Here is a 23,786-nt window from a genome sequence, read left to right on the forward strand (position 1 = left end):
CAGGCTCCCATACAGGGCCATGCGCATGGCCCGCAATACTCTGATAGATAATGCAAGCTTCTTCCCTGATCCAACTGGCCCTGATGGGCGTGCTCGTGGCCATCCTGCCACTGTCGATGGTCTGGATGGCATCAAGCCCCAACAAGTTCCGCAAGCTGGTCTGGGTGGCGGTCTTCCTGACCTTCGACCTGATCGTCTTCGGCGGCTTCACGCGCCTGACCGACTCGGGTCTGGGCTGCCCGGACTGGCCGGGCTGTTACGGCATGGCCAACCCCTTCCTGGCGCACGAGCAGATTTCGGCCGCTGAGGCGGCCATGCCGACCGGGCCGGTCACGGTGGTCAAGGCCTGGATCGAGATGATCCACCGCTACCTGGCGATGGGCATCGGCGTCATCATCATGGCCCTGCTCATCACCGCCACCGTGCAGTGGCGTAAAACCAGGATGCAGGCCTTCAAGCCGGGCATCCCGCTGGCGCTGTTCATCTTCGTATGCATCCAGGGCGCCTTCGGCGCCTGGACCGTTACCCTCAAGCTGCAGCCGGTGATCGTGACCATCCACTTGCTGCTGGGCATGGGCCTGCTGGCCCTGCTGACCTGGCTCGGCGGGCGCGAAGACTACCTGATGCACAAACCGCCACGCGCCGGCGACGATGCCGCGCTGCGCGGCATCCGCACCCTGGCGCTGCTGGCGGCGGTCGTGATCACCGTGCAGATCGCGCTGGGCGGGTGGGTGAGTACTAACTACGCAACCCTGGCCTGCGATGAATTCCCGCTGTGCGATGGCCGGGTGGTGCCGGAGATGGACTTCGAGCACGGCTTCCACCTGTGGCGCGAGCTGGGCAAGACGGCGGCGGGCCACTACCTGCCGTTCTCGGCCCTGGTGGCGATTCACTGGGTGCACCGCAACTTTGCCATCCTGGTCGTCGCCGTCGTCGGCCTGCTGGCCTGGCGCGCATGGCGCCACCCCTATCTGGCCAAACACGCCAAATGGCTGGCCGGGGTGCTGGTCGTCCAGCTGCTGACCGGGGTGGCCACGGTCTACTTCGACTTCCCGCTCGCTATTGCCGTAATGCATAACGCAGGGGCGGCCCTGCTGGTCCTGCTCGTGACCATGCTAAACTATCGGGTGAATCAGCAACTTGAAGTGAACCGCGCCGGATGAGCAGGGACATGCGCCTCGACGAGGGCCGCGACCTGGCCGGTGCGACCGCGACCGCGGCCCTGCCGCGGTTCGAGCCCTCACGCCCCCCATCGATGACGACCCAGACAGCCCTCCATAGACCCCCGAACCGCGTTTCCCAGTACTGGGCCCTGACCAAACCACGGGTGACGCAGCTGGCCGTGTTCTGCGCGGTGATCGGGATGTTCCTTGCCACCGACGGTTTCCCGGGCTGGCAGGTGCTGGTTGCCGGTACCGCCGGCATCTGGCTGCTGGCGGGCGCGGCCTTTGCCGTGAACTGCCTGGTGGAGGCGGAGATCGACGCGCGCATGGCGCGCACCGCCCGCCGCGCCACCGCCATGGGCGAGCTCACCAGCACCCAGACGATCATCTTTTCGACGATCATCGGCGGCCTGGGCATGGGCGTGCTGTATTTCCTTGTCAATCCGCTCACCATGTGGCTGACCTTCGTGACCTTCGTCGGTTATGCGTTCATCTACACCATGCTGCTCAAGCCGGCCACGCCGCAGAACATCGTCATCGGCGGGCTGTCGGGCGCCATGCCGCCAGCCCTGGGCTGGGCCGCGGTTGCCAATGAAGTGCCGATGGAAGCCTGGCTGCTGGTGCTCATCATCTTCGTCTGGACCCCGCCGCACTTCTGGGTGCTGGCCATGTACCGCCGCGAAGACTACGCCCGCTCCGGCCTGCCGATGCTGCCGATTACCCATGGCATGGCGTACACCGGCCTGCAGGTGTGGCTGTACACCATCGCGCTGGCGGCGACCACCCTGATGCCCTTCGCCGTCGGCATGAGCGGCCTGATCTACCTGGCCGCGGCCGTCGTGCTCAACGCGATCTTCCTGCGCCACTCGTGGCGTGTGCACAAGCATTACAGCGACATGGCTGCGCGTAATGCCTTTACCTGGTCCATCGTCTACCTGTCGCTGCTGTTCGCCGCGCTGCTCGTCGATCATTACTTCAAGTTCTGACCATGAAAAAACTGCTGACCGCCCTGATGCTGTCCGCGGCGGTGCTGGCCGCCGGCTGCGACAAGCTGTCCACCAAGACCCCGGCCTTCGTCAATACCGACATCACCGGTCTCGATTACGCCAAGGGCTTCTCGCTCACCGACCACACCGGCAAGCCACGCACGCTGCAGGACTTCCGCGGCAAGCTGGTGGTGGTGTTCTTCGGTTATACCCAGTGCCCGGACGTGTGCCCGACCACGATGGCCAAGATGGCTACCGTGATGAAGGAACTCGGCCCGGCAAGCAAGGACGTGCAGGTGCTGTTCATCACGCTCGACCCGGAGCGCGACACCCAAGAACTGCTCAATGCCTACGTGCCGGCCTTCCACCCGAGCTTTATCGGCCTGCGCGGCGACGCCGAGGCCACCGCGCGCACCGCCAAGGAATTCAAGGTGTTCTACGCCAAGACGCCGTCCGGCGACGACCCGAAGAACTACACCGTGGACCACATGACCGGCAGCTACGTGTTCGACCGCGAGGGCAGGGTGCGCCTGCTGGTGCGCCACGAAGCCGAGCCGGGCGCGATCGCATCGGACCTGCGCCAGCTGCTGTAAGCGCCCCTGCTTCCGAGTCATCCTTAAATCGTCTCCTGTTATGATGGTGTAAACACCATCTGACAGGGACGGCATGGAACAAGGCCAAGGCAGGAACTACACCCGCATCGCCATAGTCGTCCTGCTGACGCTGGGCTGCCTCTACGTCCTCAAGCCTTTCCTGGCCGCGATCCTGTTCGCGGCCTGCGTCGTGATTTCCTCCTGGCCGCTGTACCTGCGCCTGCAGGTCGCCATGCGCGGTCACCGCACCCTGGCGGCGCTGACCATGACGCTGTCGCTCACCCTGCTCGTCATCATCCCGCTGTCGATGGTCGCCTACAACCTGGCCGACGACGTCGCCAGGGGCTTCAGCGAACTGCGCACCGCGGTCGAGCACCGCGAACTGATTCCGCCGACCTGGATACGCGAACTGCCGCTGGTGGGCGCAACGGTCGACAACTACCTGCGCGAGCTGGTCGCCAGTCGCGAGCAGATGATCGCGCTGGCCCAGCGCATGCTGGAGCCGGCGCGGCGCTACCTGATTGCCGGCGGCCTGATGCTGGGCAACGGCGTGGTCCAGCTCAGCCTGGCCGCTTTCGTCAGCTTTTTTTTCTACCGCGACGGCAAGGCCCTGCTCGAGGTGATCGCAGTGACCATGCGCCGCGTGATGGGCGAGGGCGCCGAATCGGTCGCCAACACGGTCAGCCAGACGGTGCGCGGCGTCATGTACGGCCTGCTCGGCACCGCGCTGGCGCAGGCGGTGGTGGCGGCGGTCGGCTTCACCATCGCGGGCGTGCCGGCGGTGCCGTTGCTGTCGGTGATGGTCTTCATCTCGTCCCTGATCCCGGTCGGCCCGCCCCTCATCTGGGGCGGCGCGGCCTTCTGGCTGTTCCTGCAGCACGAGACCGGCTGGGCGATCTTCATGGTGATCTGGGGGACCTTCCTGATCAGCGGCGTCGACAACGTCGTGCGCCCCATGCTGATCAGCCGCGGCAGCAGCCTGCCCTTCCTGCTCACCCTGCTGGGCGTGCTGGGCGGCTTGATCGCCTTCGGCTTCGTCGGCATGTTCATCGGGCCGACCCTGCTGGCGGTCGGCTACTCCCTGATGACCGATTGGACCGGCACGCCCGACCGGGTGATCCGGCAGGACACCAACGGCGAGGGTCAGGTCTGACATTCGGACACGGCCTCATCAACACCAATGTTGAGTCCGTGTCTTAATGTCAGACCTGACCCCGATGACTCCTTTAAATTCGCGGCAGCAAGGCCTTGCGCTTGGCGCGCGCCCGGATGTTCAGCGCTTCCACCGCCAGCGAGAAGGCCATCGCGGCGTAGATATAGCCTTTCGGGATCTCCGCTTCGAAGGCTTCCGCGGTCAGCGCCATGCCGACCATCACCAGGAAGGCCAGCGCCAGCACCTTGACGGAAGGGTGGCGGTCGACGAAGTCGCCGATCGGCTTGGCCGCGACCAGCATCACCAGCACGGAAAAGATCACGGCCGCCACCATCACGCTGATCTGGTCCACCATGCCCACCGCGGTGATGACCGAATCGAGCGAGAACACGATGTCGATCACCGCGATCTGGCCGATAATGTTCCAGAACAGCTTGTTGGTCGCCGCGGCCGCCGCGGCGGTGCCGGCCACGTCCTGCGGCCCGGCCTGGTCCTTGGCTTCCACCTCGACGAAGATCTCGTGCGACGCCTTGTAGAGCAGGAACAGGCCGCCGAACAGCAGCACCAGGTCGCGCCCGCTGATGCCCTGGCCGAACACGTTGAACAGGTCCGCGGTCAGGCCCATCACCCAGCTCAGGGAGAACAGCAGCAGCAGGCGCGAGACCATGGCGAAGCCCAGGCCCAGGCGCCTTGCCTTGTCGCGCATCTCGGGCGGCAGGCGGCCGACCAGGATCGAAATGAAGATGATGTTGTCGACCCCGAGCACGATCTCGAGGGCACTCAGCATGAAGAAGGCGATCCAGACGTTCGGGTCCGCTAGCAGTTCCATGGCCGCTCCGTTGTAAAAAAGCTCATGGTAGCAGCCTCCGGTTTTATGCAGAGCGCGTCCGACCCGGCGCCGGCGGATGCCGTGTCAGGCGGGCAGGGCGGCGACGATGCGGGCGGCGATCTCGCGCAACTGTTCCGTATCCGCCGGCACCGCGGCGTGCGGCTTCAGCAGCCCCGCCTGCGCGCGCGGCACGATGTGGAAGTGGACGTGCGGCACGGTCTGTCCCGCCGCGCTGCCGTTGAACTGGGCGACCATGATGCCCGGCGCGCCCATTGCGGCCTTGACCGCGGCCGCCACCTTCTTGGTAGTACGGATGCTGGCCGCAGCGGCCTCATCGGACAGGCCGAACAGCTCGACGGCCGGCTCTTTCGGCAGCACCAGCACATGGCCCGGGGCCTGGGGCATGATGTCCATGATGGCGAGCGTGTGCTCGTCTTCGTAGACCTTGATGCAGGGCAGTTCGCCGCGCAGGATGCGGGCAAACGGGTTGTGGGAATCGTATTCCATGGATAGCTCGTCGACGCATCGGGTTCAATGGATGCGCCATTCTCTCATGACGGGCCGCCTGAGCCCAGCACGCTGCGCAGCCGCTCGAAGTCGATCGGCTTGGTCAGATGGTGGTCGAAGCCGGCGTCGAAGGCGCGCTGGCGGTCCTTTTCCTGGCCCCAGCCGGTGGCGGCGATCAGGCGCATGTGCCGGCCCGCGGTCGTCGCACGCAGGCGCCGCGCCAGCTCGTAGCCGTTCAGGTCCGGCAGGCCGATGTCGAGCAGGGCGACTTCCGGCGCGAATTCCTGGGCCATGGCCAGGGCCGCGCCGGCGCTGTGGGCCGCGCGCACTTCGCAGCCGAAGGTTTCCAGCGCCATCAGGAGCATCTCGGCGGCGTCGGCATTGTCGTCCACCACCAGGATGCGCGCCGCAACCGGCGCGGGCGCCGCCGCCGCCGCTTCCGGCAGCCTCGCGACCGGGGCCAGCGGCAGGCGCACCGTGAAGCAGCTGCCCCGGCCTTCGCCCTCGCTCTCGGCGCCGATCGTCCCGCCATGCAGTTCCACGATGCCGCGCACCAGCGACAGCCCGATCCCCAGCCCGCCGCGCGATCGCTGCAGCGCTGGCTCCAGCTGCGAGAACATGTCGAACACGGTCGCCAGCGCGTGGCGCGGCAGGCCGATGCCGTTGTCGCGCACAGCCAACAGGGCCATGCCCTCGTCGACCGCGAGCGAGAGCGCGATGCGTCCGCCGTCGGGCGTGTACTTGGCGGCGTTGGTGAGCAGATTGACCACCACCTGGTTGATGCGCGTGGGATCGGCATCGACCGTGACCGGATGCGGCGGCAGCGTGACTTCCAGCCGGTGTCCCGCCTGTTCCATCAGCCCCGCGGTGTCGCACACGGCGGCGCGCACGAGCACGGGCAGGTCCACCGCCTCGCGCCGCAGTTCCATCTTGTCCTGGGTGATGCGCGAGACCTCCATCAGGTCGTCGACCAGGTGGGTCAGGTGGTGCAGCTGGCGGTCGAACACCGACAGCAGGCGCTGGCCGGTGCTTTCGGCCGCCGTGGTATGGCGCATCACTTCGAGCGCGCTGCGCAGCGGCGCCAGCGGGTTGCGCAGCTCGTGCGATAGCGTGGCCAGGAATTCGTCCTTGCGCCGGTCGGCCTCGGACAGTGCGGCGTTGACGGCCTGCAGCTGCAGTTCGGCGCCGCGGCGCGCTTCCAGCGCCTCCTCGGCGGCGCGGCGCGCATTGCGCAGCTCGCGCTCGTAGGACTGGCGCTCGCTGGCCATGAACAGGGCCCACTGGTCGCGGACGGCACCGCCGCTCTGGCCGGCTTCGCGCCGCCGTACGATGTTGACCAGCATCGGCAGGCGGGTGCCGTCGCGGTGGCGCAGGTCGATCTGCAGTTCCGCCACCGAACCGCGCGCCTGCAGTACCGGCTCGCAGTGGGTGTGGTGGAACAGGCGCGCGCCGACGGTCATCAGGTCCTGGATGCGCACGATCCCGGCCAGTTCCGCCGGCGTGAAGCCCAGCCATCCGCAGGCGGTCGCGTTGGTGTGCAGCAGCAGGCCGTCGGCGTCGGCCAACAGCAGGCCGCAGGGAGCGTCGTCGTACAGCGCGTCAAGGGAAGTGGCGGCGCTGAGCATGGCCTCAGTCCAGGGCCGGGAAGGCGTCGATCGCGCGCGCGCCGGTGATGGGCGCGCCGATGTTGTTGCAGACTTGCAGGGACATCATGGCTCCTCGTGGTTGCTACCGCCGGGAATCCCGTCGCCCACGAGTATGCGTCAGGAATATTGCAAGCGCAACAACTTTATGGACGCCCCAGGCGCAAACGTGTCAGTCGCGCTCGTCGTGTCCGTCTTCGCGCTCTCCCTTCGGGAAGACCTTCACCAGGAGAATGCGCGGACCGTTCATCTTCTTGACCACCACGTCGAAGTGAGGGAAGCCGATGCGCTGGCCCTGCTTGGGGATGTCGCCCAGCTTGGCCATCAAGAGGCCACCCACCGATTCGACGTCGTCCAGGCCCATCTCCTCGTTGTCGATGTCGATCCCGAGCAGGCGCTCGAGTGAGAAGATCGGCAGGCTGGCCTTGCCGATCCAGGTGCCGTCGGGCTGGGACATCCAGTCGTTCTCGTTCATGCGGAACTCGTCGCGGATCTCGCCCACCATGGCGCCCAGCAGGTTGTCGAGCGTAATGAAGCCGACCGGGCGCTTGCCCTTTTCGCCGATCAGGGCGAAGTGCGGAGCGCCGCTCTTGAAGCGCCGGAAGATGTCCTGCGCCTTGGTGCGCGCCGAGATGGTCTCGACCGGACGCAGGTGCTGGGTCAGGTCGGTGATGGCGCGGCCGGCCTGCTGGGCGAAGAACAGGTCCTTCAGGTGGATCACGCCCAGCACTTCCTCGCCTTCCTCGTCGAAATAAGGGTAGCGCGAGAAGCGGTTGCGGCGCACCGTCTCCATGTTTTCCTCGAGCGAACGGCTGGCGTACAGCGCGCTGACCTCGTTGATCGGCCGCATCAGGTCGGACACGGCGAGCTGGGTGAAGTCGAGCGACTGCGCCAGGATGTTGCGTTCGTCGTTCGTGAATTTCTCGCCCGGCGCGCTGGTGTTGGAGCGCAGGATCATCTTCAGCTCGTCGGTCGAGTAATGGGTCTCGTGGCTGCCGCTGCCGGCCAGGCCGGCTACCCGCAGCACCATGTTGGCGCTGGCGTTGAGCAGGGCGATGGCCGGATACATCGCCCAGTAGAAGGCGTACAGCGGAATGGCGCACCATAGCGCCACCGCTTCCGGCAGGCGGATCGCGAGCGACTTGGGCGCCAGTTCGCCGACCACGATGTGCAGGAAGGAGATGACCGAGAACGCCACCACGAAGGAAACGCCGTGGATCAGCTCGGGCGAGGTGACGCCCAGTAAAGCGAACACGGGTTCGAGCAGGCTGGCGAAGGCCGGTTCGCCGACCCAGCCCAGGCCCAGCGACGCCAGGGTGATGCCGAGCTGGCAGGCGGAGAGGTAGGCGTCGAGCTGGCCATGGACCTTGCCGAGGATGCGTCCGCGCAGGCCCGTGGTCTTGGCGATGGCATGGACGCGGGTCTTGCGCAACGTGACGATGCTGAATTCAGCCGCCACGTAGAAGCCGTTCAGCGCCACCAGGAACAGGGCGAGAACGACAAACAGAAAGTTTTCCATTGAAGAGATTTCGTTAAAAAATGGCAATAGCCGACATCATTGTACCGCTATGTACCCGCCAAGACGCCCTGATGGACGGCCGAGAGGATCGCTTCGACGGCCGGATGCTTGATCTTGCGCTCGTTCGAGATCGCATAGAAGTGCTCGCGCACCTGCGGGACCCGCCCGACCAGCAGCGCATTGAACTGCTCCTCGAGGTCGTGGACCAGCGCGGCCGGAGCGAAGAACAGGCCCAGTCCGCGCCGGCCGAAGGTGTTGAGCAGGGCGTTGTCCATGAACTCGCCGACCACGTCGGGACGCACGCCCTGCAGCTCGAACCATTCGTCGATCTTGCCGCGCAAGGCATTATTGCGGGTCGGTAGCAGAAAGGGCGCGCCGTTCAGCGAGCGCGGAAAATCCGCGCCCCATTCCTTCACCAGGCCGGGCGCGCCGACCACGATGGTCTCGCTGTCGCTCAGCAGGTGGCTGAACACGCGCAGCGTCGTGCCCGAGCGCACCGCGCGGTCGGTCAGCACCACGTCGAGCTTGTGCAGGGCCAGGTCGGCCAGCAGCTCGTCGAATTCGCCTTCGTAGCAGACCATGCGCACCGGACGCGGCAATTGGGTGGCGATCTCCAGGAAGCGGTAGGCGGTCAGCTTGGGCAGCGAATCGGAAATCCCCACCGTCAGGCGGGTGCGTGCGCTGTCGGATTCGGCCAGCGCTTCCTGCATCTGCTCTCCCAGAAGGAAGATCTGGTCGGCGTAGGACAAGGCCAGGCGCCCGGCCTCGGTTAAAGTCAGTCTCCGACCTTGCTGGGTGAACAAGGACTTGCCGAGGGACATTTCGAGCTGCGCCAGCTGGGTGCTGACGGTCTGGATCGCCAGGCCCAGGCGCTCGGCGGCGCGCGTGATGCTGCCTTCCTTGGCGACGACCCAGAAGTAGTACAGGTGACGGAAGTTCGGGGGACTATGGTTCATTTATTCGGTTTTTCGGAAGTAATTCTTCGATTATCTTCGCTTTTTCGATATTCGCCCAGGCTTCATACTGCGTGGGTCTTCTGGACGAAAAAATGATACTGACACAACAACTCATCGCATATTCAAAAAACTTAACTCAACAACAAGGGGAAACGACAACATGAAGCACTTTACGTGGTCATTCATCGTGACTGCCGTCTGTATGGTATTGGCAGGCTGGTGGGGTTACGACCATGGCGGCGTCGCCGGCATGATAACGGCGCTCGGCGTGACGGCCATCCTGTCCGTCATGGAAGTCTCACTGTCTTTCGACAACGCGGTGGTGAACGCCTCGGTGCTGAAAGGCTGGGACGAATTCTGGCTCAAGCTGTTCCTGGGCCTGGGCATGATCATTGCCGTGTTCGGCATGCGCCTGGTGTTCCCGCTGGTGATCGTCGCGGTGGCGGCCGACCTCGGCATGATGGACGTGTGGAACCTGGCGCTGACGAATCCGAAGGAATTTTCCTCGCACCTGACCAACCACCATGCGGAAGTGGCGGCCTTCGGCGGCATGTTCCTGCTGCTGGTGTTCCTGAACTTCCTGCTGGACGACGAGAAGGAAGTGCACTGGCTCGGCAACATCGAGCGCAAGCTCGGTTCGCTCGGCAAGGTGTCCTCGATCTCGGTGCTGGTCTGCCTCGGCGCGCTGATGTTCGCAACCGGCTACGTGCCGGACGCGCAGCGGATGGTGGTGCTGGTTGCCGGCCTGTGGGGCATCCTGGTGTACATCGGCGTCGACATGATCTCGAGCCTGCTCGAGAAGAGCGAGTCGGATGAGAACAGCAACGTCGGCGACATGGTCAAGCGCGGCGGTATCGGCGGCTTCCTGTACCTCGAAGTGCTCGACGCATCGTTCAGCTTCGACGGCGTGATCGGCGCCTTTGCGATCACCACCGACGTCGTGATCATCATGCTGGGCCTGGCGATTGGCGCGATGTTCGTGCGTTCCATGACGGTCTACCTGGTGCGCCAGGGCACGCTGGACGAATTCGTCTACCTGGAGCACGGCGCGCACTACGCGATCGGTATCCTGGCCGTGATCATGCTGGTCAGCATGCACATGCACGTGCCCGAGCTGATCACCGGCGGCGTGGGCGTGGCCTTCATCCTGGCCTCGCTGTGGAGCTCGATCCAGCACAAGAAGAAGCACGCGGCAGTCGAAGCATGAACAAACGGGCAGGCCCGGCCTGCCCGGACAGAACCGCACGGCGAGTGGCAGAACACCAGCTCGCTGTGCTCATACCCCCGGTGTTCAAGCAGTCATTTTAAGGAGAGTCACAATCATGGCAATCAGTCTGCAAAAAGGCGGCAACGTCAATCTGTCGAAAGAAGCTCCCGGCCTGACCAACCTGAAGGTCGGCCTCGGTTGGGATACCCGCGCCACCGACGGCGCCGGTTTCGACCTCGACGGCGCGGTGTTCCTGCTGAATTCGCAGGGCAAGGTGCGTGCTGATAGCGACTTCATCTTCTACAACAACCTGAAGTCCGTGGACGGCTCGGTGGTCCACTCGGGCGACAACCTCACCGGCGAAGGCGAGGGCGACGACGAATCCGTGTCGATCGACCTGTCCAAGGTGCCGGCCGACGTCGACAAGATCGTGCTGGCCGTGACCATCCACGACGCGGAAAGCCGCCGCCAGAACTTCGGCATGGTCGGCAAGGCCTTCATCCGCTGCGTCAACGCGGCCAGCAATACCGAGATCGCGCGCTACGACCTGTCGGAAGACAGCTCCACCGAAGCGGCGATGATCTTCGGCGAGGTGTATCGTAACGGCGCCGACTGGAAGTTCCGCGCGATCGGCCAGGGCTTCGCGGGCGGCCTCGGGCCTCTCGCCAAGAACTACGGCGTCAACGTTTAATCACCATGCTCGCGGCCCGCGCCAGGTGCGGGCCGCTCAAGAAAGGAAGTCCACATGCCAGTATTTACCGTGACCGGGGATGTCGATCCCTTCCTGCATGTCTCGATGCGGCGCGGCGAAACCATCTATTGCGAATCGGATGCGATGGTGATGATGGAGTCGACGCTCGACCTGAAAGGCAAGATGAAGGGCGGCCTGGGCAGCGCGCTGATGCGCACCTTCGCCAACGGCGAGTCCTTCTTCCAGCAGCACATCGAGGCGACCCGCGGCGATGGCGACTGCCTGCTGTCGCCGACCCTGCCGGGCGCGATGCAGGTCATCGACTGCGGTCCGAACCACTACATCATCAGCGACGGCGCCTTCGTTGCCGCCACCTCGGGCGTGGACCTGAAGGTGCGCACCCAGAGCCTCGGCAACGCCCTGTTCGCGCAGAGCGGCGGCTTCTTCGTCACCGAGACGACCGGCAGCGGCCAGGTGGTGGTGTCGGGCTTCGGTTCGATGTCGATGCTGGAGGTCGAACCGGGCAAGGACGCGATCATCGACAACTCGCACGTGGTGTGCTGGGACAGCGGGCTGCGCTACGAGATCTCGATCACGACCGGCCAGAGTGGCGGCTTCCTGGGCAACCTGATCAACAGCCAGACCAGCGGCGAGGGCATGGTATTGCGCTTCTCGGGCAAAGGAAAGGTTTTCGTATGTTCGCGCAACCGGATGGCATTCAAGGCATGGATGCAGACGCCGGCGCGCTAAAGGAGGAATGACATGGCAGTGAATTTGACGAAGGGCCAGAAGATCTCGCTGGACAAGGAAGCCGGCGGAGCGCTGAGCCGCGTGACGATGGGCCTGGGCTGGGACGTGGCCAAGTCGAAGGGTTTCTTTGGCTTCGGCGGCGGCGCCGGCCAGCCGGTCGACCTGGACGCATCGGTCGTGATGTTCGACGAATCGAACCGTCCGGTCGACGTGGTCTGGTTCCGCCAGCTCAAGAGCAAGGACGGCAGCATCACCCACACCGGTGACAACCGCACCGGCGCCGGCGACGGCGACGACGAACAGATCCAGGTCGACCTGTCGCGCGTTCCGGGCAACGTGAAGTCGCTGGTGTTCACCGTGAACAGCTTCACCGGCCAGAACTTCTCGACCGTGGAAAACGCCTACTGCCGCATCGTCAATGCCGGCAACAACCAGGAAGTGGCGCGCTTCGACCTGTCGGTGCAGGGCTCGCACACGGCCCAGATCATGGCCAAGCTGTACCGCCACAACGGCGAGTGGAAGATGCATGCGATCGGCGAGAACGGCTCCGGCCGCACCTTCGACGACCTGATGCCGCTGATCACGCCGCACCTGTGATCCATCCCTGATTGGCGTCGAAGAGCCGGGCTTGTCCCGGCTCTTTTTTTGCCGGGGTCAGGTCTGACATTTAGACACGGACTGGGCAGTACGGCACGCTCATGCTCGAGCTCGTGTCCGAATGTCAGACCTGACCCCCATGGACTCAGTCCGCCGGTTCTTCCAGGGAGAACAGTTCCTCGACGCTGACGCCGAGCGCGCGCGCCAGCTTGAGCGCCAGGATCGTCGAGGGCACCATGGCCCCGGTCTCGATGGCGTTGATCGATTTGCGCGTGACGCCGGCCCGCTCGGCCAGCCCGGCCTGGGTCAGGTCGAGCCGGGCGCGCTGCACTTTCATCGTCGTTTTCAGGTGTTCCGTCATGGCTCAGCGGTCGTGATACAGCACGCTGCCGAGGAACACGGACAAACCCGTTGCGATCGTCAGGACCGCCATCAGCGCGACCGGGTAGGGCGTGGACAGCCAGGCCAGGGCAGGCGCCAGCACGGCCTGCGCCGCCAGCACGGCAAGGAAGCCATTGCGGCTGGCCCGGTGCTGGCTTGCCTGGCGCAGTTCGTCGTCCGCCAGCGCCTGGACCTCGGCACTGGAAGGCGCGCCGCGCCCGCCGCCCGACTTCAGGGCCGCCACGGCAAGCACGATCACGATCGGCAGCAGGGAGAGCAAGCGGATGGGCGCTTGCGCCCCCGGAAATGCCAGCAGGCCGACCGCAAGGGTGGCAAGCACCAGGACGGTTCCCAGCGCGAACCACACCTGGCGGCGGGAAAATGCCAGGAGCTGGTCCTGGCGATCGTGAGCGGCGGTATGCATGACGGTGTCTCCTTTGTTGTTGATAGGAAGCACTGTAACACATACGGAACAAAAAGAAACCTATCAGTTGCATAAAGAGTTGGATGGGTGGCTTTTTGTCAGGCCAGCCGCAGCCAGACCGTGAATGCGCAGCCCTTGCCCGGCCTTCGCTGTACGCCTGCACCTCGCCGTCGTGCAGCGCCACCATGGTGCGCACCAGCGCCAGCCCGATGCCCAGGCCACCCTGCGAACGGTCCGGCGTGCGCTCGGCCTGGGTGAACAGGTCGAACACCTGCGGCAGCAGCCCGGGGTCGATGCCGATGCCGTTGTCCTCCACGCGCAGCCGCACGCGCATGCCGTCATGCGCTGCGCCCAAACGAATCGCGCCGCCGGCCGGGGTGTACTTGGCAGCATTGCCCAGCAGGTTGGCGAGCACCTGCACCAGGCGGGTGGCGTCGCCATGCACCCGGGACGTGGCCAGTTCCGGCGCCAGCGCGAGGCTCAAGGCGTGCCCGCGTGCTTCGAGCAGGGGGCGCGATTGCTCGACCGCGCTGGCTACCACCGTCCCGATGCCGACCAGCGTCTTGTCCAGCTTGATCAGCCCGCGCGTCACGCGCGACACGTCGAGCAGGTCGTTCACCAGCGACGTCATGTGCCGCACCTGGCGCGCGATCACCTCGCTCGAGGCGCGGATGCGCCCTGGATCGGCGGCGATCCGCAGCACCTCGGCGGCCGCGGCGATCAGCGCCAGCGGATTGCGCAGCTCGTGGGCCAGCATCGCGAGGAACTCGTCCTTGCGCCGGTCCTGCTCGCGCAAGCTGCGATACAGCCGCGCGTTGGCGAAACCGGTGGCGGCGAGCGCGGCCAGCTGCGCGAGGACGGCTTCGTCCTGCGCGTCGAAGCCGCCGGCCTTGCCGGCAACCCGGATGCGACCGATGCGCCTTCCCTGCGGTCGAGCAGGGGCAGGGCCAGGCTGTCGCAGGCCGCATCGCCGGCCGCGGATGGGTCCCGGGTGCCGCCGTCGAGCGCGACCTCGACCTCGGCCGCGCCGAGGATGGCGCGCACTTCCTGCGCCAGCGCATCGGCGATGTCCTCGCTCGACAGTGCGGTGTGCAGGGTGCGCGCGGCGCCGGCCACCTTGGCCAGCAGGGCCGACTGGCGCCGTTCGCTGTCCAGCCGCTGCAGCAGCCCTTCCTGCTGGGTCACGCTGTCGTGGATATCGCGGTTGGCGCCGACCCATTCGCGCACGCTGCCGTCAGGCGCGAGCAAAGGGATGCCCTTGACCGCCGTCCAGCGGTAGCTGCCGTCGGCGCGGCGCAGGCGGTATTCGGTTTCGTAGACGGCGCGGCCGGCGATGCAGGCGTCCCAGGTCTGGCACGTACGCGCGCGATCGTCGGGGTGGACCGCGTCGAGCCAGCCGTCGCCACGCCATTCCTCGTAGCGCTGGCCGGTGAAGGCGCGCCACGACGGCGAATCCTCGAGGATCTCTCCATTCGCGCTGCTGCTCCAGACGATCTGCGACGTCGCCATCGCCAGGGTCCGGAAGCGTTCCTCGCGTTCGCGCAGTGCCTTCTCGGCCAGGACCCGTTCGGTGATGTCCTCGTGCATCAGCATGACTCCGACCACCTTGCCCTGCGGGTCCTTGATGGGATGGGCGCGCGCGGTGACCCAGCGCGCCCGCCCGGACGTCCCGAGCGCGGCGGTGTCGTAATGGATCGCAGGGATCTCGACCGACTCGCCGGCCATCGCGCGCGCCAGGCAGGCGGCGACGCCGGTGGCGACCAGCTGGGGATCAAGCAGCAGGTTGTAGTCGCGGCTCATCACGTGGCGCTTCAGCGCGCTGCCTTCGTGGATCTGCCAGAGCGCTTCCCAGGCCCGGCTCACCCGCATCGTGTAGCCCTGCGGGTCGAGGATCTGCAGGCTGACGGGGGCCTGCTCGAACAGTTCCCGGAAGCGCACTTCGGGGTAGGCGTGGGAGGTGGCGCCGGCGCCTGTTGCTGCAGTGGGGGACATGGTTCCTTGTTGTTCTCTATCGTTGCACGGCAGCGGCGGCCCGTGCGGCTCCGGCGTGCGCATCATGTCATAAATTTGTTTGAGGTGGGAACATACGTAGTGCGTGCACGTACGTAGCCGGGCTGGCGAGGTAAAGAGAGTTTGCTTGGACTTGTGGCCGTACCGCTGAGCGATCACACCCGCAGGAGGAGGCCGTGGCGGCCACGCTGCTCGTCGTGACGCGCGGACTGCACAGGATGCGCCATGCGCCCTGCGCCTTCCCGGCAGGGCGCATGGATTGAACAAGCCTCAGTTGGACGCCGGCGCCGCCGCGCCGGCCGCTTGCTTGCGGCCCAGGATCAGGAAACCGAAGGCGGTGGCGAACACGTACATGCTGACCGAGTAGATCGCCGCCGGCAGCATCAGCTGGAAGTCGCCCAGCACCGACACCGCGACAAAGATCGCCAGGGTCGAATTGTGGATGCCGATCTCGTAGCCGATCGCGATCGCGTTCGGCTTGTCCAGGCCCAGCATGCGCGGCACGTAGTAGCCCAGGCCCAGGCTCAGGATGTTGAGCAGGATGACGGCCAGGCCGATCGAGGCGAACGAGCTGGTGATGGCGCTCCACTCCTTGGCGATGGCGATGATGGCGAGCAGGGCCAGCACGGCCATCGAGAAGCGCTTCATCGGCTTGTCCATGCGCGCGCCGAAGGCGGGGGCGCGGCGCTTCACGAACATGCCGATCGCCACCGGGATCAAGACGATGACGATCACCTCGATCACCTTGGCGGTCTGCATCGGCACCACTTGCCCGCTGTTCGCGAAGCTCGCGATGGCGAAGTTGGCGATCAGGGGCAGGCTGACGATCGAGAGCACGGTGTTGATCGCGGTGAGCGAGATGTTCATCGCCACGTTGCCGCCGAACAGGTGGCTGAACAGGTTGGCCGAGACCCCGCCCGGGGAGGCTGCCAGCAGCATCAGGCCGACCGCGTACACGGGCGCCACGCCGAGGCCATTGACCAGGCCGTAGCAGATCGCCGGCAGCACCATGGCTTGCAGGACCAGGGCCAGCACCACGGCTTTCGGGTGCTTGATGAGGCGGCGGAAATCGGCCAGGGTGAGGGACAGGCCCAGCCCGAACATGATCAGCGCCAGCGCGCCGATCAGGAGGATGGGCAACAGGGTGATGAAGTTGCTCATGCGTTGTCTCCGTCGTTATCGTTATGCGGTCGCGCGGGCGCGGCGGCCGTCTCGACAGTGTAGTGCCTGGCCAGGCTGTACAGACAAAATAAATGCGGCGGCAAGGGATGGCGACGGCGCCGCGCTGCGCTAGAACACAGCCCCGGTCGTGGAGGCGGCGCCCGGCGTGACAACAGCCGGTTCGGCGCGCGCGAACGACAGCATGCCGCGGCCGCCGTGCTTGGAGGCATACAGCGCGTCGTCGGCGGCCTGCATCACGCTTTCCAGGTCGGCGCCGTTCAGCGGGAAGGCGGCGGCGCCGATGCTGGCTCCGACCGCGTTGTCCGCCAGGCCCGCACGCAATGACGGGTACAGGCAGTCGATCAGGCGCCGGCCGAGACTGGTGACTTCGTTGCGCGAGAACTCGCCGTCGATCAGCACCAGGAATTCGTCACCGCCCACGCGCGCCAGGAACTCGCCGCTGCGCAGCGCCGACTGGAAGCGCCGCGCGACTTCCTTCAGCACCTCGTCGCCGGCCGCATGGCCGTGGGTGTCGTTGACGTCCTTGAAGCGGTCCAGGTCGATGGCCAGCAGGGTGAAGGGCTTGCCGCTACGCTGGCTCCGGGCCATCAGGCGGCGCGCCCAGCGCTCGAAGTAGCGCCGGTTGGGCAGGCCGGTGAGGACGTCGTGCGAGGCTTCCATGGCCAGGCGCTTGGCCAGCTCGTTGTTGCGGCGCGCCGCCGCCGACAGCGAGCGCCAGGCATGCACGGCCATGGCGACCACGGTCGACAGCATCAGCACCAGGAGCAGCGCGGCGCGCAGCAGGCGGGCGTTGAAGTCATCCATGAGCGCCTCGCGGACGGTGCGCAGCCGCGCCACCTCGTCCTGGATCAGCCGGCGCGCTTCGCGCATCTTGGCGCGGCCGAAGCCCTCGCGCACGATGGCCTGGGCCGCGGCATCGTCGCCGCGCTTCTTGAGCTGCACGGTGCGCTCGATCTCGTCGAGCTTGCTCTCCGTGACCAGCGCCAGCTTGCGCACGTTGGCGAGGAACTGCGCGTCGTGGTAGCCGGACTGCTCCGCCTGTTCCAGGTTGTCGCGCACGCTGCCGCGCCCGAGCTGGTAGGGCTCGAGGTAGGCGGGGTCGCCGGTGAGCAGGAAGCCGCGCTGCCCGGTTTCGATATTGAGCAGGTTGATCAGGACGTTGCGGACCTGGATGCGCGCCACGTCGTTCTGCCTGAGCTGGCCCATCGCATAACGCAGGGCGACGACCTCGCGCACGAAAACGATGCTCATCGCCGTGATGAGCACGAGCGCGAGGACCAGGGTAAGCGCACTCCGGCGGATCCGCGGGGCGGGCACGACGTAGGAGGTGGACATAGGAGTAAGAACAATGCTGATGTCCCTATGTTATCCCAATGTAAGATCATTCCTACATGAAATTGCCTATTTTGCAAGCAAAGATTATGAACATGTAACAAACGTCCAACGCTCAATGCCCGCGGCCTTGCACCAGCGCCGTGCCGATGCCGTGGCGCCTGCTTTCGCTGACCGCGGTGATGGTGCCGTCCGGATTGAACACCAGGGCATTCGCCGCGCCGATTTCTTCCGGCTCGGCTTCCCAGCGGTGGCCGAGGCGCTCGAGCGCGCGCGCCTGCTCGCTGCCGGCAAAACCCGGCTCGATCGAGGTGGCCTCGCCGTTGCGCTCCGAGATGCGCGGGGCGTTCAGGGCCTGGTCCATCGGCATGCCGAGGTCGATGTAGTTGACGATGGTCTGCAGCACCGTCGTGATGATGGTCGAGCCGCCCGGACTGCCGATGGTGAAGGCCGGCTTGCCGTCCTTGAGGGCGATGGTCGGTGCCATGCTCGAGCGCGGACGCTTGCCGGCTTCGGGCACGTTCGGGTGCGGGCCGTTGAAGTCGAAGTCGGTCAGCTCGTTATTCAGCAGGAAGCCGTAGCCCGGCACGACGATGCCGCTGCCGCCCCAGGATTCGATGGTGAAGGTATACGACACCACGTTGCCGTCCTTGTCCGACACCGTCAGGTGGGTGGTGTGGGCGTTCTCCAGCTGCAGCTTGGCAGACTGTGGGCGCAGCGGCACGCTGAGGTCGCGCTGGTAGCCGTAGGGGTCGCCCACGGCCACCTTGCGCGCCGCCTGCGCCCCGATCAGCCTGCGCCGCTGGGCCGCGTAGTCCTTGGACAGGATACCGGCCACGGGTGCGTCGATGTATTCGGGATCGGCCAGGTAGGCGTTGCGGTCGGCGAAGGCCAGGCGGCTGGCCTCGATGTACAGGTGCTCGGCCTGGGCGCGCGGCAGTTTCTTCAGGTCGTAGCCTTCCAGGATGTTCAGCGCTTCGGCCACCGTGGCGCCGCCGCTGCTGGGCAGCGGCATGCCGTAGATCTCGTAGCCGCGGTAGGTGCTGCGCAGCGGCTGGCGGATGCGCGCCTCGTAGTTGGCCAGGTCGGCCATCGTCATCTTGCCCGGGCGCGCGCGCCGGCCCGGGGCCAGCGGCGGCATGTTGACGGCATCGACGATGGCGCGCGCGAGCGGCCCTTCGTAGAAGGCCTTGACGCCGCCTGCGGCGATCTCGCGGTAGGCCTTGGCCATGCCCGGATTGCGGATCAGCGTGCCCGGCTGCACCGCCTTGCCGCCCCGCAGGTAGAGCGCGCTGGTCGGCGCATATAGCTGAAATTTTCTTTCATTTTGGGCTGTTAAATGACTGAATATTTCACTGACGCGAAAGCCCTTGTCGGCGACCTCGATGGCCGGCGCCAGCACCTGGCTGAAGCGCATGGTGCCGTAGCGCTCGAGCGCCTCGTGCCAGCCGCGCACGGTGCCGGGCACGCCCACCGAGGCGCCGCTGGCGACTGCCGTTTCAAAATCGATCGGCTTGCCGTTCTCGAGGAAAGCCTGGGGCGTGAAGCTGGCCGGGGCGGTCTCGCGGTGGTCGATGGTGATCACACGCTTGTCCTTGGCCAGGTAGATCAGCATGAAGCCGCCCCCGCCGATGCCGCAGCTGAACGGATCGGTGACGCCCAGCGTGGCCGCCGCCGCGACCGCCGCGTCGACGGCATTGCCGCCCCCGTTCAGGATCGCCAGCGCCGACTGCGAGGCCTGCTCGCTGATGGTGGCGACCGCGCCGCCAGTGCCGGTGGCCACCGGCGTCTTCGCTTGCGTCGCGGCCGGGTGCAGGACGATGGATAAAGTCAGCCCGCAAGCGAGCAGGGTCGCCTTCATGGGAGTTCCTTCGGGCGCCTAGTAGGCGTACAGGTTGAAGGTCACCGGATACGAGCTTGGTGCGGTGCCCGCGATGCCGCGCGGCGGCTGCGGCGTCAGGTGGTCGAGCTGGATGAGCGAGCCGCGCAGCGCTGGCGACATGTAGCCCGGCCGGCCCGGCACCAGGTAGAAGCCCTGGGCCACGTTGCCGATGCGCATCGTGAAGCGGTAGGCCAGCTGGCCCGGCCAGATGCAGCGCGCGTTGTCGGGACAGCGGCTGTCTTCGGCGCCTTCGTAGGTGATGCTGAGGCGTTCGCCGAGCGGCAGCACCTGGCGCTCGGTCAGGGTATAGCGCGCTTCGGGCAGGCGGTCGTGGGAGCTGGCGCAGCCGGCCAGGGCACCGGCAAGTGCAAGGGCGGCGCAGCCGAAGGAGGAAACACGGAGCAGGGGATGCATGCGATGTCCACCGGGTTGTTTTTTTGGAATCCTCATCATAGCAAACCTGCCCGGCGCGGTCGCGCACAGGCGGTCACGGAGCGGTCATATTGCGGTCACATGCTTGTCACATCGGCGGACTAGACTTTGCCGCGTGGTCCAAAACACACCTCCATCAACCAGGAATAGGAATAAGAAGCCAATGTTCAAGAAGATCCTCGCCGCCGCAGCCACCACTGCCGCCGTGCTCGCGATGTCGACCGCTCACGCCGCTGACATGACCGGCGCCGGCGCGACCTTCCCGTACCCGATCTACGCCAAGTGGGCCGAGTCGTACAAGGCTGCCACCGGCAACGGCCTGAACTACCAGTCGGTCGGTTCGGGCGCCGGCATCAAGCAGATCAAGGCCAAGACCGTGGACTTCGGCGCGTCGGACATGCCGCTGAAGGCCGAAGACCTGGATGAGGCGGGCCTGATGCAGTTCCCGGCCATCATGGGCGGTGTGGTCGCCGTGGTCAACGTGGAAGGCGTGCAACCCGGCCAGCTCAAGCTGACCGGTCCGGTGCTGGCCGACATCTACATGGGCAAGATCACCAAGTGGAACGCGCAGCAGATCGCCGCGCTGAACCCGGGGGTGAAGCTGCCGGACGCCGACATCACCGTCGTGCACCGCGCCGATTCCTCGGGCACCTCCTTCCTGTTCACCGACTACCTGTCCAAGACCAGCCCCGACTGGAAGAACAGCATCGGCGCCGGCACCACCGTGAAGTGGGCGGTGGGCGTGGGCGGCAAGGGCAACGAAGGCGTGGCCGCCAACGTGCAGCGCATCAAGGGCGCGATCGGCTACGTCGAGTGGGCCTACGCCAAGAAGAACAAGCTGTCGCACACCCAGCTGAAGAACAAGGACGGCGCCTTCCTGCAGCCGGACGACGAGGCTTTCAAGGCTGCAGCAAGCGGCGCCGAATGGACCAAGGCGCCGGGCTTCGGCGTGGTGCTGACCGACGCGGCCGGCAAGCAGAGCTGGCCGATCACGGGCGTGTCCTACATCCTGATGCACAAGACCCAGGCCGATGCAGCCAAGGGCCTGGAAGTCGTGAAGTTCTTCGACTGGGCCTTCAAGAACGGCGCCCCGGCTGCCGCCGAGCTGGACTACGTGCCGATGCCGGCATCGGTCGTCAAGCTGGTGCAGGCCAACTGGAAGGCCAACCTGAAGGATGCGTCGGGCAAGGCGATCTACTGATCCCTTGAATTGACGCGGCGCTGACGTAGGGTGGGCGGCTATGCCGTCCACGCGTTCAACTCACGTAAGCAGGCCGCACATCCATTCAAATTCTGTTTGAACGCGTGGGCAGGAAGACCTGCCCACCCTACATTTCAACTATGAACACGGCTAACACGATCGTCCTGGTCGTCGACGACAAGCCGGCCATCGCCGAGCTGCTCAAGTATTCGCTGCACGAAGACGAGTGGATCTGGCACAGCGTGCCGAGCCTGGCGCAGGCCTGGGAGTTCATCGGGCGCGAACGCCCCGCACTGCTGCTGCAGGAATCGATGCTGCGCCAGGAAGGCGGCCTGCGCCTGCTGGCGCGCCTGCGCGGCGATCGCCGCCTGCGCGGGAAACCGGTGATCCTGCTGGCCGCCGAATCCACCGAGGGCGACGGCACGGGGCCATCCGCGCCTGCCGAATTCATTCCCCAGCCGCCGCCAGACGACGCGCCGGACGAGCGCCTGCTGTGCCTGGGGCGCCTGGTGCTCGATCCGCTCAGCTGCAGCGTGCGCGTCGGCAACCACAAGGTCGAGGTGCGCCACGCCGAGTACCGCCTGCTGCGCTTCCTGCTGTGCCACCCGGGCCAGGTGTTCTCGCGCGCCCAGCTGCTCGAGCACCTGTGGGCGTCGCACGACACCCTCGACCAGCGCACCGTCGACGTCCACGTGCTGCGCCTGCGCAAGGCGCTGGGACGCGCCAAGTCCCTGCTCAAGACCGTGCGCGGCGCCGGCTACATGCTGTCCGCGGCTTAGGGGCCGGCGCGCAGCGCCTTGATGCGCGCCACCGCGTTCAACTGGTTCTTGTCCACCGCGACCGCCTTCTCGTAGGCCGCGATCGCCTGGGCCTTCTCTCCCAGCGCCTCCCAGGCCTCGCCTTCGCTGTCCTAGGCGTTGCCGTATTTCGGCTCGATATGGGTGGCCAGCTTGAACAGTTCGAGCGCGCCGCGCGCATGCTTCCCGCCCAACAGCTGGTAACCCAGGGTGTTGAGATGGAGGGGACTCAGCGCGAAGTCAGGGGAGTCGTCGCGCATGCGCGCATAGAGGGCCTGGGCATCGCAATAACCGGCTGCGGCGAACGCACGCAGGAAGGCCGCTTCGGTCGGCACCGCGGCAAGGGCCGGCTGGAAGCGCATAGCCATCACTTGCGGCGCGATGCCGTTCCTGGCGGGCGACTGGCGCAGGAAGGCCAGCGCCTTGTCGTCCTGCTTCAGGTAGGCGTCGAAGAAGCGGTGCACGTACAGGGCGACGGCGCGGTAGGCCTGTTCGACGTCGGCGCGCCGGAAGTCGCCGAATTCGTCGTCGCGCGCCAGGCGCAATCCATACAGGGAGCTGAAGTGCCCGTGCTGCATCGGGTGCATGGTGCCGAAGTAGACGTCCGAGTACTTCATGCTGTTCAGGTAGCTCGCAGTCGGCCTGTTGTTCTTCTGTGCGAGCTCCTCGAAGGGCAAGGAAGCGGCGCCCAGGGACAGCATCGGCACCGTGGTGCGCGCCGGCCGCACGTCGCCGGCGGCGCTCCAGATCTTCTGGTAGAAGCGGATCGAGCCGTCCAGGCTCACCAGCGCCTTGATGCGGCTGGAGCGCGCGGCGGCGAACACGTTGGACAGGCCGCCCCAGCTGAAGCCCGCCACCGCGACCTTGTCCAGGTCGGCCTGCGGCAGGGTGTGCGCGTGGTTGACCAGGAAGGTGATGTCCGCCGCCTGCGCTTCCACGCCTTCGACATCGTCGGTCATGACCTTCGAGCGCGCGCCCAGGCTGCGGCTGGCGATGACGACGTAGCCCTGGCTGGCCAGGTACTCGCACAGGTCCAGGTTCTCGTCCGCCGCCTCGGCGAAACTCGGCGCGTAGACCAGCACCGGATACTTGCCGGCGGCGGGGGCGGCGTCGCGCACGGCCAGGGTCGCGGCCTCGTACCGGGACTTCTGCGGACCCGCCAGCCAGGCGGCCCGCTGCTTCGCGCTGTCGGCCGCCGGCAAGCCGAAATTCACGTCGGACAGGGCGGCCTGGCGATAGTCCACCACCCGCATCGGCGCAGCCTGCGACTGCCTGGCCGGATACCAGACCAGGGCCTGGATCGGCCGGGCCTGCGGCGTGGCGAGCGGCTTGCCGAAGGCGTCGAGCTGCTCGTCCATGGCACGGCTGTAGTCGTAGAGCTGCGCCACGCGCAGGCCGACCGCATGCGGGCCGGGCGCGGGCGTCAGGCCGGCTGCGCCGGCATGGACGGGGAGATGGGCGCTGGCGGCGAGGATCAGGATGGCGAATGTTTTCATCAGGCTTGGAAGGGGGGGGCGACGTCGCCCATCCTACGGCCAGTTTGGCGCCGAA

The 23,786-nt window shown here is 66.3% G+C and carries 23 protein-coding genes and 1 pseudogene; 10 read left to right on the forward strand and 14 right to left on the reverse strand.

All coding sequences use genetic code 11. From position 1 onward, the window contains the following. Nucleotides 1-50: 50 nt before the first annotated feature. The 4 genes from MasN3_RS06050 to MasN3_RS06065 all read left to right on the forward strand — a co-directional run bounded on the left by MasN3_RS06050 (nucleotide 51) and on the right by MasN3_RS06065 (nucleotide 3,895). The gene (locus MasN3_RS06050; RefSeq protein WP_281913021.1) at nucleotides 51-1,163 is read left to right on the forward strand and encodes a COX15/CtaA family protein; all 1,113 of its coding nucleotides are present in this window, start codon (nucleotides 51-53) and stop codon (nucleotides 1,161-1,163) included. A 92-nt stretch (nucleotides 1,164-1,255) separates the two neighbouring features. Further along, nucleotides 1,256-2,149 carry a heme o synthase gene (gene cyoE / locus MasN3_RS06055; protein WP_281914441.1) on the forward strand — a complete coding sequence of 298 codons (894 nt, stop codon included), beginning with the start codon at nucleotides 1,256-1,258 and terminating at the stop codon, nucleotides 2,147-2,149. A 2-nt stretch (nucleotides 2,150-2,151) separates the two neighbouring features. Further along, nucleotides 2,152-2,742, forward strand: a complete 591-nt coding sequence (locus tag MasN3_RS06060) for an SCO family protein (protein ID WP_281913022.1) — start codon at nucleotides 2,152-2,154, stop codon at nucleotides 2,740-2,742. Nucleotides 2,743-2,815: 73 nt separating this feature from the next. Continuing rightward, complete coding sequence (locus MasN3_RS06065; protein ID WP_281913023.1) at nucleotides 2,816-3,895, forward strand: AI-2E family transporter; 1,080 nt, start codon at nucleotides 2,816-2,818, stop codon at nucleotides 3,893-3,895. Nucleotides 3,896-3,968: 73 nt separating this feature from the next. Here MasN3_RS06065 and MasN3_RS06070 read toward each other — a convergent pair whose 3' ends face one another. The 5 genes from MasN3_RS06070 to MasN3_RS06090 form a co-directional block, all read right to left on the reverse strand. Further along, nucleotides 3,969-4,724 (reverse strand): TerC family protein, encoded by a 756-nt coding sequence (locus tag MasN3_RS06070; RefSeq protein ID WP_281913024.1) that lies wholly within the window; start codon nucleotides 4,722-4,724, stop codon nucleotides 3,969-3,971. 84 nt (nucleotides 4,725-4,808) lie between these two features. Then, on the reverse strand, nucleotides 4,809-5,231 hold the full coding sequence (locus MasN3_RS06075) for an HIT family protein (protein ID WP_281913025.1): 423 nt from the start codon (nucleotides 5,229-5,231) through the stop codon (nucleotides 4,809-4,811). A 44-nt stretch (nucleotides 5,232-5,275) separates the two neighbouring features. Next, complete coding sequence (locus MasN3_RS06080; protein WP_281913027.1) at nucleotides 5,276-6,856, reverse strand: hybrid sensor histidine kinase/response regulator; 1,581 nt, start codon at nucleotides 6,854-6,856, stop codon at nucleotides 5,276-5,278. Between the two features lie 190 nt (nucleotides 6,857-7,046). Beyond that, complete coding sequence (locus tag MasN3_RS06085) at nucleotides 7,047-8,393, reverse strand: hemolysin family protein (RefSeq protein ID WP_281913029.1); 1,347 nt, start codon at nucleotides 8,391-8,393, stop codon at nucleotides 7,047-7,049. 47 nt (nucleotides 8,394-8,440) lie between these two features. Beyond that, nucleotides 8,441-9,349 carry a LysR family transcriptional regulator gene (locus MasN3_RS06090; protein ID WP_281913031.1) on the reverse strand — a complete coding sequence of 303 codons (909 nt, stop codon included), beginning with the start codon at nucleotides 9,347-9,349 and terminating at the stop codon, nucleotides 8,441-8,443. A 160-nt stretch (nucleotides 9,350-9,509) separates the two neighbouring features. Between MasN3_RS06090 and MasN3_RS06095 the strand changes: the two genes are divergently transcribed. The 4 genes from MasN3_RS06095 to MasN3_RS06110 all read left to right on the forward strand — a co-directional run bounded on the left by MasN3_RS06095 (nucleotide 9,510) and on the right by MasN3_RS06110 (nucleotide 12,594). Continuing rightward, nucleotides 9,510-10,556, forward strand: coding sequence for a DUF475 domain-containing protein (locus MasN3_RS06095; protein WP_281913033.1), 1,047 nt, complete (start codon nucleotides 9,510-9,512; stop codon nucleotides 10,554-10,556). Between the two features lie 115 nt (nucleotides 10,557-10,671). Beyond that, nucleotides 10,672-11,247, forward strand: coding sequence for a TerD family protein (locus MasN3_RS06100; protein ID WP_281913034.1), 576 nt, complete (start codon nucleotides 10,672-10,674; stop codon nucleotides 11,245-11,247). 54 nt (nucleotides 11,248-11,301) lie between these two features. Further along, a complete protein-coding gene (locus MasN3_RS06105) occupies nucleotides 11,302-11,997 on the forward strand; it encodes a TIGR00266 family protein (RefSeq protein ID WP_281913036.1) in 696 nt (231 codons plus the stop codon). Between the two features lie 12 nt (nucleotides 11,998-12,009). Further along, nucleotides 12,010-12,594 carry a TerD family protein gene (locus MasN3_RS06110; protein ID WP_281913037.1) on the forward strand — a complete coding sequence of 195 codons (585 nt, stop codon included), beginning with the start codon at nucleotides 12,010-12,012 and terminating at the stop codon, nucleotides 12,592-12,594. A 145-nt stretch (nucleotides 12,595-12,739) separates the two neighbouring features. On the opposite strand, the gene MasN3_RS06115 is transcribed toward MasN3_RS06110, so the two are convergent. The 8 genes and pseudogenes from MasN3_RS06115 to MasN3_RS06150 all read right to left on the reverse strand — a co-directional run bounded on the left by MasN3_RS06115 (nucleotide 12,740) and on the right by MasN3_RS06150 (nucleotide 20,219). Further along, entirely contained in the window at nucleotides 12,740-12,955 is a 216-nt protein-coding gene (locus tag MasN3_RS06115) for a helix-turn-helix transcriptional regulator (RefSeq protein WP_281913038.1), read from the reverse strand. A 3-nt stretch (nucleotides 12,956-12,958) separates the two neighbouring features. Continuing rightward, a complete protein-coding gene (locus MasN3_RS06120; protein WP_281913039.1) occupies nucleotides 12,959-13,399 on the reverse strand; it encodes a hypothetical protein in 441 nt (146 codons plus the stop codon). 205 nt (nucleotides 13,400-13,604) lie between these two features. Then, a pseudogene (locus tag MasN3_RS06125) lies at nucleotides 13,605-14,156 on the reverse strand (sensor histidine kinase); the annotation flags it as partial. Then, a complete protein-coding gene (locus tag MasN3_RS06130; RefSeq protein WP_281913041.1) occupies nucleotides 14,120-15,391 on the reverse strand; it encodes a PAS domain S-box protein in 1,272 nt (423 codons plus the stop codon). The gene MasN3_RS06130 and the pseudogene MasN3_RS06125, both read right to left, overlap by 37 nt. A gap of 288 nt (nucleotides 15,392-15,679) precedes the next feature. Beyond that, nucleotides 15,680-16,570: a bile acid:sodium symporter family protein gene (locus MasN3_RS06135; protein WP_281913043.1), complete on the reverse strand. Its 891-nt coding sequence runs from the start codon at nucleotides 16,568-16,570 to the stop codon at nucleotides 15,680-15,682. Nucleotides 16,571-16,699: 129 nt separating this feature from the next. After that, complete coding sequence (locus MasN3_RS06140) at nucleotides 16,700-17,926, reverse strand: GGDEF domain-containing protein (RefSeq protein ID WP_281913044.1); 1,227 nt, start codon at nucleotides 17,924-17,926, stop codon at nucleotides 16,700-16,702. 112 nt (nucleotides 17,927-18,038) lie between these two features. Next, entirely contained in the window at nucleotides 18,039-19,784 is a 1,746-nt protein-coding gene (ggt, locus tag MasN3_RS06145) for a gamma-glutamyltransferase (RefSeq protein WP_281913046.1), read from the reverse strand. Between the two features lie 18 nt (nucleotides 19,785-19,802). Next, nucleotides 19,803-20,219: a hypothetical protein gene (locus MasN3_RS06150; protein WP_281913047.1), complete on the reverse strand. Its 417-nt coding sequence runs from the start codon at nucleotides 20,217-20,219 to the stop codon at nucleotides 19,803-19,805. 181 nt (nucleotides 20,220-20,400) lie between these two features. On the opposite strand from MasN3_RS06150, the gene pstS reads away from it, so the two are divergent. After that, nucleotides 20,401-21,438, forward strand: a complete 1,038-nt coding sequence (gene pstS, locus MasN3_RS06155; protein WP_281913048.1) for a phosphate ABC transporter substrate-binding protein PstS — start codon at nucleotides 20,401-20,403, stop codon at nucleotides 21,436-21,438. Between the two features lie 140 nt (nucleotides 21,439-21,578). Then, nucleotides 21,579-22,217 carry a winged helix-turn-helix transcriptional regulator gene (locus MasN3_RS06160; protein ID WP_281913049.1) on the forward strand — a complete coding sequence of 213 codons (639 nt, stop codon included), beginning with the start codon at nucleotides 21,579-21,581 and terminating at the stop codon, nucleotides 22,215-22,217. A 131-nt stretch (nucleotides 22,218-22,348) separates the two neighbouring features. Here MasN3_RS06160 and MasN3_RS06165 read toward each other — a convergent pair whose 3' ends face one another. Further along, nucleotides 22,349-23,731, reverse strand: a complete 1,383-nt coding sequence (locus MasN3_RS06165) for a CocE/NonD family hydrolase (RefSeq protein WP_281913050.1) — start codon at nucleotides 23,729-23,731, stop codon at nucleotides 22,349-22,351. Between the last annotated feature and the right edge of the window lie 55 nt (nucleotides 23,732-23,786).

Source organism: Massilia varians (assembly GCF_027923905.1).
In the GTDB taxonomy this organism is placed as follows: Bacteria; Pseudomonadota; Gammaproteobacteria; order Burkholderiales; family Burkholderiaceae_D; genus Telluria; species Telluria varians_B.

Coding starts and splice junctions, on each gene's coding strand:
- MasN3_RS06050 (WP_281913021.1), top strand. CDS start 51: ATGCAAGCTTCTTCCCTGATCCAACTGGCCCTGATGGGCGTGCTCGTG.
- cyoE (WP_281914441.1), top strand. CDS start 1,256: ATGACGACCCAGACAGCCCTCCATAGACCCCCGAACCGCGTTTCCCAG.
- MasN3_RS06060 (WP_281913022.1), top strand. CDS start 2,152: ATGAAAAAACTGCTGACCGCCCTGATGCTGTCCGCGGCGGTGCTGGCC.
- MasN3_RS06065 (WP_281913023.1), top strand. CDS start 2,816: ATGGAACAAGGCCAAGGCAGGAACTACACCCGCATCGCCATAGTCGTC.
- MasN3_RS06070 (WP_281913024.1), bottom strand. CDS start 4,724: ATGGAACTGCTAGCGGACCCGAACGTCTGGATCGCCTTCTTCATGCTG.
- MasN3_RS06075 (WP_281913025.1), bottom strand. CDS start 5,231: ATGGAATACGATTCCCACAACCCGTTTGCCCGCATCCTGCGCGGCGAA.
- MasN3_RS06080 (WP_281913027.1), bottom strand. CDS start 6,856: ATGCTCAGCGCCGCCACTTCCCTTGACGCGCTGTACGACGACGCTCCC.
- MasN3_RS06085 (WP_281913029.1), bottom strand. CDS start 8,393: ATGGAAAACTTTCTGTTTGTCGTTCTCGCCCTGTTCCTGGTGGCGCTG.
- MasN3_RS06090 (WP_281913031.1), bottom strand. CDS start 9,349: ATGAACCATAGTCCCCCGAACTTCCGTCACCTGTACTACTTCTGGGTC.
- MasN3_RS06095 (WP_281913033.1), top strand. CDS start 9,510: ATGAAGCACTTTACGTGGTCATTCATCGTGACTGCCGTCTGTATGGTA.
- MasN3_RS06100 (WP_281913034.1), top strand. CDS start 10,672: ATGGCAATCAGTCTGCAAAAAGGCGGCAACGTCAATCTGTCGAAAGAA.
- MasN3_RS06105 (WP_281913036.1), top strand. CDS start 11,302: ATGCCAGTATTTACCGTGACCGGGGATGTCGATCCCTTCCTGCATGTC.
- MasN3_RS06110 (WP_281913037.1), top strand. CDS start 12,010: ATGGCAGTGAATTTGACGAAGGGCCAGAAGATCTCGCTGGACAAGGAA.
- MasN3_RS06115 (WP_281913038.1), bottom strand. CDS start 12,955: ATGACGGAACACCTGAAAACGACGATGAAAGTGCAGCGCGCCCGGCTC.
- MasN3_RS06120 (WP_281913039.1), bottom strand. CDS start 13,399: ATGCATACCGCCGCTCACGATCGCCAGGACCAGCTCCTGGCATTTTCC.
- MasN3_RS06130 (WP_281913041.1), bottom strand. CDS start 15,391: ATGTCCCCCACTGCAGCAACAGGCGCCGGCGCCACCTCCCACGCCTAC.
- MasN3_RS06135 (WP_281913043.1), bottom strand. CDS start 16,570: ATGAGCAACTTCATCACCCTGTTGCCCATCCTCCTGATCGGCGCGCTG.
- MasN3_RS06140 (WP_281913044.1), bottom strand. CDS start 17,926: ATGTCCACCTCCTACGTCGTGCCCGCCCCGCGGATCCGCCGGAGTGCG.
- ggt (WP_281913046.1), bottom strand. CDS start 19,784: ATGAAGGCGACCCTGCTCGCTTGCGGGCTGACTTTATCCATCGTCCTG.
- MasN3_RS06150 (WP_281913047.1), bottom strand. CDS start 20,219: ATGCATCCCCTGCTCCGTGTTTCCTCCTTCGGCTGCGCCGCCCTTGCA.
- pstS (WP_281913048.1), top strand. CDS start 20,401: ATGTTCAAGAAGATCCTCGCCGCCGCAGCCACCACTGCCGCCGTGCTC.
- MasN3_RS06160 (WP_281913049.1), top strand. CDS start 21,579: ATGAACACGGCTAACACGATCGTCCTGGTCGTCGACGACAAGCCGGCC.
- MasN3_RS06165 (WP_281913050.1), bottom strand. CDS start 23,731: ATGAAAACATTCGCCATCCTGATCCTCGCCGCCAGCGCCCATCTCCCC.